General features: G+C 57.2%; 12 protein-coding genes. 3 read left to right on the forward strand and 9 right to left on the reverse strand.

Annotation, left to right across the window (positions count from 1 at the left end; genetic code table 11):
- The first annotated feature begins 19 nt into the window (after nt 1–19).
- The 3 genes from flgK to RA27_RS15980 are packed head-to-tail and all read left to right on the forward strand — an operon-like array spanning nt 20 to nt 3,572.
- Nucleotides 20–1,471, forward strand: coding sequence for a flagellar hook-associated protein FlgK (gene flgK, locus RA27_RS15970; RefSeq protein ID WP_039541348.1), 1,452 nt, complete (start codon nt 20–22; stop codon nt 1,469–1,471).
- Between the two features lie 2 nt (nt 1,472–1,473).
- Nucleotides 1,474–2,481 carry a flagellin gene (locus RA27_RS15975; RefSeq protein ID WP_039541103.1) on the forward strand — a complete coding sequence of 336 codons (1,008 nt, stop codon included), beginning with the start codon at nt 1,474–1,476 and terminating at the stop codon, nt 2,479–2,481.
- Nucleotides 2,478–3,572 carry a flagellar basal body P-ring protein FlgI gene (locus tag RA27_RS15980; RefSeq protein WP_039541104.1) on the forward strand — a complete coding sequence of 365 codons (1,095 nt, stop codon included), beginning with the start codon at nt 2,478–2,480 and terminating at the stop codon, nt 3,570–3,572. Before RA27_RS15975 ends, RA27_RS15980 begins: the two co-directional genes overlap by 4 nt.
- A 34-nt stretch (nt 3,573–3,606) precedes the next feature.
- Here the strand turns inward: RA27_RS15980 and RA27_RS15985 are convergent, their stop codons facing one another.
- The 9 genes from RA27_RS15985 to RA27_RS16040 form a co-directional block, all read right to left on the reverse strand.
- Complete coding sequence (locus RA27_RS15985; RefSeq protein ID WP_039541105.1) at nt 3,607–4,251, reverse strand: DUF1523 family protein; 645 nt, start codon at nt 4,249–4,251, stop codon at nt 3,607–3,609.
- Between the two features lie 10 nt (nt 4,252–4,261).
- Nucleotides 4,262–4,528, reverse strand: coding sequence for a hypothetical protein (locus tag RA27_RS15990; protein WP_039541107.1), 267 nt, complete (start codon nt 4,526–4,528; stop codon nt 4,262–4,264).
- A gap of 1 nt (nt 4,529) precedes the next feature.
- Nucleotides 4,530–5,867, reverse strand: a complete 1,338-nt coding sequence (locus RA27_RS15995) for a DUF6638 family protein (protein WP_039541109.1) — start codon at nt 5,865–5,867, stop codon at nt 4,530–4,532.
- 662 nt (nt 5,868–6,529) lie between these two features.
- Nucleotides 6,530–8,461 (reverse strand): ATP-binding protein, encoded by a 1,932-nt coding sequence (locus RA27_RS16005; RefSeq protein WP_039541113.1) that lies wholly within the window; start codon nt 8,459–8,461, stop codon nt 6,530–6,532.
- Between the two features lie 75 nt (nt 8,462–8,536).
- Nucleotides 8,537–9,655 (reverse strand): hypothetical protein, encoded by a 1,119-nt coding sequence (locus RA27_RS16010; RefSeq protein WP_039541115.1) that lies wholly within the window; start codon nt 9,653–9,655, stop codon nt 8,537–8,539.
- 376 nt (nt 9,656–10,031) lie between these two features.
- Entirely contained in the window at nt 10,032–10,349 is a 318-nt protein-coding gene (locus tag RA27_RS16020) for a hypothetical protein (protein ID WP_039541122.1), read from the reverse strand.
- Nucleotides 10,339–11,418 carry a hypothetical protein gene (locus tag RA27_RS16025; RefSeq protein WP_039541125.1) on the reverse strand — a complete coding sequence of 360 codons (1,080 nt, stop codon included), beginning with the start codon at nt 11,416–11,418 and terminating at the stop codon, nt 10,339–10,341. The genes RA27_RS16020 and RA27_RS16025 overlap by 11 nt, the downstream gene beginning before the upstream one ends.
- Nucleotides 11,419–11,756: 338 nt before the next feature.
- Complete coding sequence (locus RA27_RS16035) at nt 11,757–12,188, reverse strand: hypothetical protein (protein WP_152610717.1); 432 nt, start codon at nt 12,186–12,188, stop codon at nt 11,757–11,759.
- Nucleotides 12,189–12,413: 225 nt separating this feature from the next.
- The gene (locus tag RA27_RS16040; protein ID WP_039541135.1) at nt 12,414–12,881 is read right to left on the reverse strand and encodes an Hsp20 family protein; all 468 of its coding nucleotides are present in this window, start codon (nt 12,879–12,881) and stop codon (nt 12,414–12,416) included.
- Nucleotides 12,882–12,918: the final 37 nt, after the last annotated feature.

The following is a 12,918-nucleotide window of genomic DNA, read 5'->3' on the forward strand; positions in this document are numbered from 1 at the left end:
AGCCGAAAGGATGCGCCCGATGAACATGTCGACAGCACTGAACAATGCACTGGGCGGGCTCAGCGCGGCGAGCCGAGGCGCGGCGGTGGTCTCGGGAAACATCGCGAATGCGCTAACCCCGGGTTATGCCCGCAGATCGCTTGAACTGGCGACCAGCCCGATCTCGGGCAATGGTGTGCGTGTGGTCGGAATCACGCGACATCAGGACCCGGTGCTGATCGCAAACCGTCGTGTGACCGATGCGGATCTGGCTGCTGCCAGAACCGTGTCCCAGTTTCACTCAGGCTTTGAAAAACTGGTGGGAACTGCCGACGACGCCACTTCAATCGCCGCCAGACTTGCCCAATTCGAAAGCAGTCTGATTACGGCAGCCAGCCTTCCCGGTTCAGCCCAACGACTGGATCAGGCAGCCCGCGCGGGTGGTGATCTGAGCAGCGCCCTCAACACGGCGTCCGAGGGGTTGCGGCAAATGCGCTCCGATGCAGATCGCACGATCGGAAAACAGGTTAACACCCTGAACCAGACGCTGAAAGATATCGAGAAACTGAACGCGCGTATTCCCGCAATACGCAATGCAGGCGGTGACACTGGTGCCTTGCTGGACCAACGACAGATACTGATCGATCAGGTCAACGAGCTTGTACCCGTTAATGCCATCGCGCGCGAGAATGACCAGGTTTCTCTCTATTCCGACGGCGGGCTCATCCTGCTGGAAGGAACCGCCGCCGAATTCTCGTTCACGACCACCGGCGATACGATGCCACATATGACGGTCGGCAACGGATTGTTGTCCGGGCTCGAAGTCAATGGACGGCCCGTACGCGTCAGCGGAGAATTTGCGCAAATCAAAGGCGGCGCGTTGATGGCACAGTTCGCCGTCCGGGATGAGCTTGCCGTCGAAGCACAAGCAGATCTGGACGCCGTTGCGCGCGACCTGATCGAGCGGTTTGAAACCGCAGGGCTGGACCCGACAACCACGGCCACCGACGCAGGTTTGTTCACCGACGATGGCAACCGCTTCGACCCCGCCACACAAATCGGCCTTGCGTCGCGCATCTCGTTGAACGCCGCAGCAGACCCGGATGCAGGAGGTGACAGCTGGAAACTGCGCGCAGGCCTGGGCGCTTTGGTCCCGGGCGCTCCGGGAGACGCCAGCCAGCTGCAGGCGTTCGGCGCAATTCTGACAGACACGCGCCCGGGCCCCGTAGCTGGATTCGGGACCGGATCGATGCGCGCCGCCGAGATTGCCGAGGCACTTTTGTCCAAAGCCGGCTCCAATGCCCACGCTGCGGACCAACGCAGCAGCTTTGCCGCAAACGCTCAACTGGAGATGCAGAAAATTGTTGCTGAGCAAGGCGTTGACAGCGACGCAGAACTGCAACGCTTGATGCAGATCGAACAAGCCTATGCCGCAAACGCACGCATCGTCGCAGTCGTCGATGAACTGATGGATACTCTGCTGAGGCTATGAACATGACACTGAATTCAATCGGCGATCTGGCCCGCGGCCTGACCCTGCGGTCCCGCAGCACTGAAATCAAATCACAGATTGAGACCCTGTCCTATGAGATGTCCACTGGCAAGGTGCAGGATATCTCGGGTCGCTTGGGCGGCGACTATTCGCATCTTCTGGATCTGGATCACAATCTCGAACGGCTGGATGCCTTCTCCATCGCTACCGCCGAGGCGCAGCTGTTCACCGATGCAATGCAGCTGAGCCTGACAACTTTCGCAGACTCTGTGGCCGAGATGTCGGCGTCCCTGCTGTCATTTGGAACGGCGAACCAGACAGTGACACACGAGCAAGCCTCGGTTCAGGCCAGAAATGAGCTTGATACAATGATGTCAGCGCTGAACACGCGGGCGGGTGGGCGCAGCCTGTATTCGGGGACTTCCACCGACCTCTCGCCGCTGCCCTCAGCCGAAACTCTGCTGGGTGCATTACAAGCAGAGTTAACCGGCCTGACCAGCGCGACAGATATCCGGCAGGCCGCCCTGGACTGGTTCAACGACCCCACCGGATTTGACGCAATCATATATCAGGGCGGCGCAGACCCATTGGCCCCGATGCAGATTTCCGAAAACGAACGGATTACTCTGCCGATCACCGCAACCGATCCTGCGTTAAAGGCCGCATTGCGTGATGTCGCCGTCGCGGCATTGGCCTCGGACGATTCGCTCGGATGGCCACCGGGTCTGCGAACTGCCCTGTTTAAGGAGCTTGGCGTAGATCTGGCGAATGCGCAGGATGCGACGGTCAATCTAAGGGCTCAAGTCGGCGCAGCGGAAGCGCGCGTAGAACAGGCCGCGACCCGCAACGCAGCCGCAAAAACCAGCGCCGAGCACGCCCGGAATGCGTTGATAGCAGCAGATCCCTACGAAACTGCGGCGCGGTTGCAAACCGTGCAGTTCCAACTGGAGAGCCTGTATTCCGTGACCGTTCGCAACGCCAACCTTTCGCTGGTGAATTTCCTCAGATGAAGCTTCTCGCATTCCTTTTGATAGTCTTGCCGTGCATCGCCAGCGCTGGTGCCATCCGCCTGAAAGATCTGGTGGATTTCGACGGAGTACGCGGCAACGATCTGGTCGGCTATGGCCTTGTCGTTGGCCTGAACGGTACCGGCGACGGCCTGCGCAACTCTCCGTTCACAGAAGAAATCCTGTCCAACATTCTCGAACGGTTGGGTGTGAACGTGAATGGCGAAGATTTTCGCCCCAAAAACGTGGCCGCGGTATTGGTCACGGCGACCTTGCCGCCGTTCGCACGCGTCGGTGGCCAGATCGACGTAACGGTTTCCGCCATCGGCGATTCCAAAGGCCTGCTTGGGGGAACGTTGATCATGACGCCACTGAATGCGGCAGACGGTCAGATCTATGCGGTAGCGCAGGGTACAGTGCTTGCCGGTGGCACTGCGGTAGAGGGCGATGCCGCCTCGGTCGTAAGCGGCGTGCCGACATCGGGTGTCATACCCTCAGGCGCGCGGGTTGAACGCGAAATTGACTTTAAGCTTTCCGATTTGACGCAACTCAGGCTGGCGTTGCGAGAACCGGATTTCACGACCGCAATCCGTATTGAAGCGGCTATAAACACTGAATTCAATCGAGCCGTGGCGCTGATGCGTGATTCAGGAACAGTGGAGTTGAGCATTGACGCAACGCGCGCAATTTCAACTGCCCATGCCATCGGTCGGATTGAGAACATTCTGGTCGAACCAGAAAGCAAAGCCCGCGTTGTCGTGGATCAGAGATCCGGCACTATTGTCATGGGGCGGGATGTCAGGATTTCCCGCGTAGCCGTATCGCAGGGCAATCTGACCCTCACGGTTGAAGAGACCCCGATTGCCGTCCAACCCAATCCATTCGCCCGGGGTGAAACCGTCGTGGTTCCGCGTACCGTCGCCGGAATCGAAGAGGAAGAAGGAACCGGGTTGGCAGAAATCCCCGAGGCGACCACCTTGTCCGAAGTGGTCGCAGGACTAAACGCCCTGGGCGTATCTCCGCGCGACATGATCGACATTCTGAAAACCATCAAGGCCGCCGGTGCGCTTCATGCAGAGTTCATCGTAAGATGAGCGGCCGATCAGTTCCAGCCATCGTCCCGGGGATTCACTTTGACTTCCAACTGTCCAGCCAGCGACGGAAACCTTTGCGCTTCTCATCAATCGCATCTCCGGCGGCATAAAGACCGTCTTCCATGTTTTCCAGGACGGGATCGATCTTCTTTTGCCGGAAACGGCGCCACCGAACCCAAATGGCCCAAACCAGTGCGGCAAACACAGTCAGGAAGATAATATTGAACCAGGGAATTATGCGTACATCAGGTCCTTCGACATGCCGAATGAAGATGGCGTTTGGAAAGATCGACATGAACTCATTACGCCAGCCGTAATGCGTTACGACCACCCAATCGGGGTTGTCTTTTGTCGACTTGGCATCGTTGGCCTCGGTGTAAAGGTTTGCTGTGTCGAACTTGAAATAGGGCGGCCAGCCCCAGCCCGTGTCTTCGTTGCGATACACAATGGGCTTACCGTTGGCGCGCACCGCCTGAATGAACTGTACATCGCGATTTGACAGGCTTGTGGACTGATCTTCGGGCTCGGACCAGAAAATCCGAGTCCAGTCCGTCAGGTCCTGACGCTCTTCATAGGTGTTGACGATCCGCACAACGTCGTGCTGCGGCAGGGAATATTGCAGGATCACGGCAATCGTGCCCCAGAAGATGATAATGAACGCCCATTTCACATAGGCCATGCCTTAACCCTCACATGTAATTCACGATGTAGATCAGCGCGCCAATCGCCACCCAAGGCACAATATAGACACCCAAAATCAATTTACGCCGGAACGAATTGTCGTAGACGTGCAAACCGCGCGCGACAAACGCTTCTTTGTTGCCGGTTTTGCCTTTTTCGTCCCACCATGTCTCCAGTTTTTGCCGCCTAACGCTGCGCGAATAGAAGGACAACGCGAAATAGGCGATTGTCTGGACAACCAGCAGGATCAGGAACAGGCGCATTGCTCCGAACATCTCAATCCCTCCCGACCGCGCCCCAGGGGCCGACCCGCGCAATCACCGTTTCGCTGACCCAGTCATTGCCGCTCATATCCGGCTCATGGCCAAACAAGGCCGCACGGGCACCAGCCTTGTCCACCTGATACTCGCGCGCAAGGAAATCAGCAACATAGGCTTTCTTGGACTCGGGCCAGTTGGAGTAGGTCTTGTAGAACAGCTCCTTGTGGCAGATGAACAGCTGGCGCGGGTCCAGCGGGGCAAGCTCTGCCAGCAGCATGTTCACCAGATCGCGGTTTGGCGTATCCGCCGCCCGCAAGGTATAGAAATAGGCCGGATGGTCCGAGGTTATACGCGGCCAGCGCCCGCCATCCGTCGCCCAGCGCAGCAGTTGCGCGAGGCCGTGATACGCTTCGGGTAGGCGATCCGCGTGATTACGGGCCAATCGGCGCATATCGCCGCGGTCCAATCCGCTCAGATCAACATCCGCGTCAGCAGCCGCAGCAATGGTCAGAAAGTCCATTTTCTGTTGTAGGATCGCGGCAGCATCCACGCCGCGTGCCTTGACGATGGGTTCGACCAAATCGTTGTAATCCAGAAACTTGGCAATCTGGTTTCGCTGCGATGGGCCAAAGACGTATTTGATCGGCATATCGTCAGGCTTTTCGCCCATGCAAATCGCCGCCGGGTGATCCATATCCGGGAACAGGTAGAGCCCGCCAAAGTGTGCTGTCCAGAAATTACGCTGCTCGAACGCGGTGTGGCGCAGGTGGACGGGGTTGCGGGTGACGTCGCCGGTTTCCTTTGCCGTTTCGATCATCTTGGCGATCAGCACGTCGTCGAACCAGGCGTCCTCTTCGGTTTTGAAGCGTTCGACCATGCCCGCTAGCTGCTGGGCCTTGCGCAGGGTGCCGCCTGCGGTGTCAGCCTCAATCTCGATCTTTTTGATATTCAGCAAATCGCCCGGCGTGGTGAGTTTGATGACCGAGTTCACCAGCTCTCCGGCCACCGCATCGGTGGCAGTCAGGGCGAAAAGCTGCGCCTCGTTCATCTCGATAAATTCGCGCAGAATATCGCGAGAGGTCGAAAATTTGACGCTCAACAGCGGCGCGCGTTTCTGCTCGGTCGTCAGCAGGATGAACTGCCGGTTAACCCCGTTGGGGTTGAGGTAGAGCTCATCCTCCAGCTCAATCCCCACCTCCGGCGAATAGCCCGAGATATCGACATGGAAATCCGTCAGCGCCGTGGTCTTACCCGCCAGATGCCGCAGCGCGCGGTTATACCGCTCGACCAAAGCCGGGCTGGAGATGTGGACGAGGTTGCCGAACATCAGGCCTTTTTCGATGAGGCGGATCATGACATTTGCCTTTTCGCACAACGGTAGCGATGCGCCGCGCCTACTGGTTTACTCAGAATTAGGTTTGTCATTTCGAAACCCAACGAAAAAACTGGTACAGTGATATCGCAATCACGCCAATAATTGCTCCAATCACCAGAAAACTAACAAATACCTCGCGTGGCGGGTCGGTAACAGAACATGTACGAACAACGCTAAAGTGCTCAGACGATAAACCCTCCCAGCCGCAAATTGTAACCGTCATGAAAATCGCCGGAACGAATGCAAATACCGCAACGAAGATGGCCAAGCGAAAAACAGTCACCCTATGCTCTCCAAACATTTGTCTGTACCATCCCGGGAATTCACGATACGCACGCGCGTCAAGCCGAAACTCGTTGCTGCTATGAACATCGCTGGAATGAACCAGGTAATTGCGCTTTGCAGAAACTGAGTTGGCATCTGACCGGGACCAAAAGCGTGCAGCAACGACTCCGGGTTGTCTAACGAGGCACCGTTTATCCAAATCTGAAACAGTGAACTCCACACATAACAGATTGCAAAAATGATCAGACATAGTGTGGCGAACGAGCCAAATGTGCCCGGCCTCGTGCGAGCCACAGCGATCCCGAAAAAGATACAAGCCGCAATCAAAGTGGCTAGGATAAGAAAAAGCCCTCCAGTCACCCCTTCCCCTCCAGATACCGCCGCTTGGCCTCTTCCATCCGGCCCATCTCACGCACCGCGTTTTCGATAGCAACCTCATCGCTCTTGTCGGCATAGCGGAACTCGCTGTCGGCGTAGCGGTTGATCTCCTGCATCACCATTTCCACCGTGATCGGCTGGCGCAGATTCTCAATCATGGCCTTCTTGGTGTCGTAGTCGCGGAACAGGAACAGGTCGGGGTTTTCCATCCACTCGTCGGGCAGTTCGAAATCCATCGCGCGGACCTTGACCGCGTCGGTGATGTTCTTGATCGCGCGGCCTGTAAAGCGCTCATCCGCCTGTTGGATCGCCTTGAGGTAGGTGCCCAGCTTGGCAATCGTATCCATCTGGCCGATATCGCCTGAAACACGGTCATAGACCTGCAGCAGGGCGTCTTCATGCGGGCGGGAATGGCTTTCAAAACTGGCGGCGACGGCCTTTTTGATTTCCTGCGCGGCATAGGCTTCGTGTTCGCCCAGCGGGATGTCGTGGTTGCGGCCCATCAGCAAGTGCAGGATGTCGATGTAGTCCTCGCGCGTTTGCGGCCCGTCCACCAGAAACCGTGCTCCGGCACGCTGGCGCAGGGCATCGTCCACATTCTCGGGGTAGTTCGAGAACATGCCAAAGGTGCAATTGCCGCGCACGACGGTGTTGGCACCGGCAAAGCTCTCCATCAGCACGGCGGTGATTTCCAGTTGTCCCGCGCTGGACTGCCGGTCGCCGCGCTTGCCCGCCAGTTGGTCGATATCATCGATGGTGCCGAAGCCGATGACCGAGGGGTCGATGATCGTGTTGATAAACGCCTTGGCGTTCTGGCCGGATTTGCCTTGATAGCTGTCGATATTGTCGGTGCTCAGGTTCTGATAGCGGAACGGGTAGCCCGCATTCTGGCAATAGTCGTTGATCAGCCCGGCCATCATCTGGATCAGAGTGGTCTTGCCGGTGCCCGGTTTTCCGTCGCCCATGAAGGTGAAGATGAACCCGCCGAGCTCGGCAAACGGGTTCAGGCGCCGGTCAAAATCATAGGCCATCACCATCTTTGCCAGCTTCATCGCCTGATATTTGGCGATATGGTTGCCGACCACTTCGTTCGGCTTTTTGAACGTCATGGTCAGGGTGGTGGACTTCGCCTTTGAGGCCGGTTCAAAGCCTCGGATCGTCAGGTCATCAGCCTCGATATGCCAAGCGGCGTTCTGGAACGGGGCCAGATGGCCTGCGGACTGGGCACGCAGGGCGGCTTTCTCCATCAGTTGTTCGGCATATGCGCTGGTGGCTGCGATCAGATGGGCGTCGTCGGGGGCGTGCTTGGCCAGCGTTTGGTCCAACTCCCAAAGCGCGCCATGCAGGGCGAGTTGGCCGTTGTCGGTCAGAACCTCTTCAATCTCGCCGATATCGACGGTGGTTTCGCCCAGGTGGGAGGAGATCAGATAGGCCAGCGCATTACCGAAGGTGTGCGAGGTGATCAGAGCCTCCGCCGTAAGCAATTCTGAAAACTCAGTCTTGCGCGCGGCAGGTAGGTCTCCAGCCAGGTTGGCGCGTTTCAGGTCGGCCAGCGGGGTCTGTTCCGCATAAGCCTCAGCCACGGCCAGAGCGATGGCGATGGCGCGACGGATGGCCTGCTGCGTTGTGGCCTGAGGCGGCGAGACCAGAGTGTCGCCATCGTCCGAAGCCTCAATCCGATCAACCAGATGCACACCATCGGCCCGCACGGTTCGGCGTGTCACCAGCCCCGGAGTTGTCGACCGGAACCTCCGGCCCGTAGACACACCCGGAGAGCGTTCAACGGTGGCCTCAACAGCCTTCGCAATCCGCGGCGCATGTTCGAAACCGTTCAGCAAGGTGGTCGCTGCCGGGTAATGCTTGCGAATGTCGTCTTCGCGCAATTCCATCTGATCTGATGTTAGGCTCATCTTTTTCCTCGCAATGCCGGGCTGAAGCCCGGCCTACTTAAATTCTGTAGGGCGGGCTTCAGCCCGCCACTGGTGTCAATATCTCAAGACCTGCCCCGCCTTGCTGACCACGAACTTGCGTACGTCGGCAAAGCCCGGGGGGTTGCGTTCGGCCAGCACCTGAAATGGACGCTGCGGCAGGATGATCGAGCGCTGCGTCCGCGTGGCCCCAGTCTCGGCGCCCTGCCCGCCAAACGGGTCGAGGGCAAAGACCTCTCGATCCACCGTTCCGAACCAGCCAGACCGTTCCTGAACCACTTCCTCGCTTTCCAATTCCTCGGTGGTCCAGGCCAGCGCCCAGTCCTGACCTTGCGGAGACTGCGCATCCTCCAGCACCTGCCGCAGAGGGCCGGATTGCTCGGTATAGGCCGAGGAATACATCGGCCCCACATGGATGCGGCGCAGGTGTTTGGGGTGCAGGTCGTCGAAATCCTGATCAAAGCCCTTAGCGATGGTGACCAGTTTCAAACCGCCCAGTGATTGAGCCATCAGATGTGCCTGTACCTCGGGCCAGCGGCGTTGGTCCTTGGGCAGGGCGGTTTTGCCGCTATCCTCCAGTTGCATCAGATAGATGACCGGCAGGTTGATCTGGCTGTCATAGACGGCCCAGTGGATCATGAACTTGCGCCGCTCGCCCTCATTCCCGATCCAGTGGCATTCGGGATCGTTGCGGGCCCAGAACAGCTGACCTTTCAGCAATTCCTCGTAATAGAGCCTTTGGGACAGCGCGAATTGCAGCTTGGTCGGGATTTCCTGATCGCCAATGATCGTCCGCACCATGTCGGTTTTCAGATCATCTTCCGAGGGCATATTCGCCAGATGCACCTGTGCCTGTTGCGCATCGTTGGCCATGGTCAGCAACTCGGCCGCCACCGGAAACCCGCTGTCGCGCTTGTCCATCGCGAGACTGCCAAAGAACCGCCCCGTATCGCGCCCGACCAGCAGGTATTTCATGGACAGCGCGCGGAAGGTGTAGAGCAACCCTGAAAGGTAGCGTGAAACGATCCGCACCTCTTGTTTGCTGATCGCACCCTCCGCCTCCATCGTCGCGGCCACCCGCAGGAGGTGTACGGTGATCACCTCGAATTTGCGGAAATAGCGGCGCGAGGCGAAGGTGTCGGTCAAGCCGACATGGTCTTGAGTGGGGTCAGTCATTTAGTCATTTAGTCCGTCGACCAATAAGTTTGTCGATGAATGAAAGATACACGTCGAATACCAACCAAACCATGCCCCAGATTGCCATCATTGCTGAGAACCCCAAAAGACCGAGAACAAAGACCAGAGGAACCATATACAAGGTCAAACTCAAATCGGGGCCAAGGTATACCGGAAGCAATTGAACCAGATTCCCGAATACAATGAGAAGCCCTCCGATCAGGGCAACGCAAACCGCTGATCCAAGCATCTTTAAAGGCGATCGGATTAAACTCTCATTCGCCATACGAATTCCTATCGTATACCTCTACAGTCGCAGCGAATCGGCGCGAGGCGAAGGTGTCGGTTAGGCCCACATGGTCTTGGGTTGGGTTAGTCATGAATCACCGCCACCAAAACCGCCTAGGTCCGGGCCAGGAGACTGACTGCCGTCGCTTTGGGCATTAGTTGGCACGCTGTTAGTTCCTTGCGACCTGCGAAACATTTCCAATCGATGGGCCGACCACAGCGCGCCGAGAAAACCAACGCCACTCAACAGGAAAAACCCATTCGCCATCATCGTCATAAAAAAGATGAGGAAAACGAGACCAATTGCACCCCAAACAAGCTCACCGTTCCGTTCTACCCAAGTCTTGTCTTTGTCTTGCTCTAAGAAAAATGGCATTCGTCGCAAACACTCTTTTTTAACCGCCATACAAATTCTTATCATGCTTCTCGACAATCGAGGCAAACCGGCGGGCAAAGCGTTCATCCGCCTTGGCCTTTTTCTCCAGCACGTCGCGGGCAAAGACCATGTGGTCCTCATGTGCTTCAAGCATGTCGGCCATCTTCTGGTTGGTCGCGGTGCCGATGGCGGCCATGGCAGTCTGCGCCTCTTGGTCGGTCTGCACGCCAATCTCGTTGATGCGGTGGGCCACGTCCTGCTGCTGCGCGGTTTTCAGCGATTTGGTCAGGGCGTCATACAGCACCACGCGCTGTTGCGTGTCTGTCTGCAGCTTGTTGATCAGCACCATCTGCGTTGCGGCCTGGTTCTGCAGTGAATCGACCCAGGTCTTGCCCTTTTCGATATAGCGCTCCAGCGTCTGCGATTTGGCCAGCTTGACCTGCTCTTCTTGAACCTTGGCGTTGTATTGCTTGTTCAGCTCGGCCAGTTCGGTTTCAAGCTGCGTGCGTGCGGCGGCGTCCTGTTCGACGCTGATCTTGTTCTCAAGCGTGATAATCGTCGGGTCCATGCCCTGAATTTCGGCGCGCAGAGCCTCCAATTCGGCCACCGTCGCCTCGCGGTCGTCCAGCGTGACGGTCAGGTTGTCCTCGACCTTCACGCGCTGTTCTTCCAGCACCGACAGCTGGCCTTCCAACAGTTTCACAATCACGTCGGATTTGGCGATCAAGTCCTGCAGTTTGTCGTCGATATTGGCAGTGCGCATCCGCTCTTGCCGCATCGATTCGGATTTGGCCTTGGCGAATATGCCAACAAACGACTCCCACCCGGTTTTCGAACGCATCTCGTCGAAATCCTTGGAAAAGGCGCTGGTGACGTCGTCCAGACCCATGATCAATTCGGCGATATTGGCGTTCATCACCTCGGTATGGGCGTGCACATCCTCAAGCGTGGCGTTTTCGATGTCGATATCCGCCTCCGCCGTCCCGATCTTGGCACGAGCGGCCTCGATCCGTGAGGTCAGGCTTTCGATCTGCGACTGGCTTTCGCGGACCTTGCTTTGCGTTTCCTGTATCAGAGCTTCGAATTGCTGGTTCGACATCTGTCCTATCCCTTTTTTTCTTATGTACCCAATAACATAGGTAATGTTACGTCTATTTACATCCCCGCGGATGCTAAATTCCCGCAAAGATTGGCAAATTCAGGCGGGAAAAGATAGGTCGGACAACTTCCGGGCGATCTTGCGCAGCCGATTGAGTCTCAGTTGCAACGCCCTGGCCAAACTTGATACCAAACTGAATCATAGCCGCCTCCATCCCACGTGCGTCCGAGTCGGAGCGGATACCAGCCGCTGTCATCGAGCGCGACCGGCGGGCGCGTTCCGGACAAGATCGAAGGTCTTGCCATCCTGCCCTCGGACGAGGCGTTGCAGGATCGGACTCAGTAGTTCGAGTATCGGAAGTTAACCACTGAATCGTCCTGAATTGCACAATGCGCCTTGATGTAGCTACGTGCGTCGTTGCTGTCCTTCGAACGCGCGACTTCCAGATCAATGAGATCAATGCCATCGGAATTCGTCGTGTAGGAAAGTGTCCTCTCGAAATCGACGGCATAATAGCCCTGATTGCTCATCGCGGTATGAGTCCGATGCATACAAAGCCCGATCGCGTTCTCTTCGGGCGAAACATGCGGGTGCTTTTGGTATTTCGATCCGTGTTTGTGATGGTGTTTGGCGATTGATGCCCCCAGCACACCCAGCGCGACCCCGGCGATGAGCGCTCCGGCATCGTCGGCGCGGGTCGGCGTCGCGGTCAGCGTGGTCAATGCAACAGCGGCGCAAACAGTAGCAGCGAAAACGGATTTCATTCGCATCGGTTTCGTCTCCCTCTCAAAGCAGTGAACATAATTCCGATCAACAGCGTGTTCCGGGAAAGACTAGCCTGAGGGCCCAAGATATTGCCAGATTTTAATAAAGATGTGCAGCCGTCGATGCCGGGAGCGACCATTAAAACGACTTCGCCCCGCGCCTGGAGGAACGCGGGGCGTGTGGTGCGATAACCCAGAGAGGAGAAGATTATCGCAAAGTGATCAACAGCCTCAGTTCACGGCTTTGGCGTCAACCACATCCTTTTCGATGGCGTTGGCCGAAGAAATCTCGATCCGGCGCGGTTTCAGTGCTTCCGGCACTTCGCGTTTCAGATTGATGTTCAGCATACCGTTTTCATGGCTTGCGCCGGTCACGCGGACGTGGTCAGCCAGCGCAAAGCGGCGCTCGAACGCACGGGTCGCAATGCCACGGTGCAGGTAGCTGCGCTCCTTGTCTTCCGAAGCTTTCTTACCCGCCACAACCAGCGCGTTTTCTTTCACTTCAACCGACAGATCCGCATCGGAGAATCCGGCAACGGCAACCGAGATGCGATAGGTATCAGCATCTGTTTTTTCAATGTTGTAAGGGGGATAGCTGGGTTGAGCCACATCGTTGGTCAGAACCCTGTCCATCATGTCTGCGATCTGGTCGAAACCGATGGTGGCGCGGTGAAGTGGTGCAAAGTCAAATGTACGCATGTCGTGATCCTCATCATTGAGCGATTTACGAATTTGC

The sequence above is a fragment of the Ruegeria sp. ANG-R genome, from assembly GCF_000813985.1.
Taxonomy (GTDB): Bacteria; Pseudomonadota; Alphaproteobacteria; order Rhodobacterales; family Rhodobacteraceae; genus Ruegeria.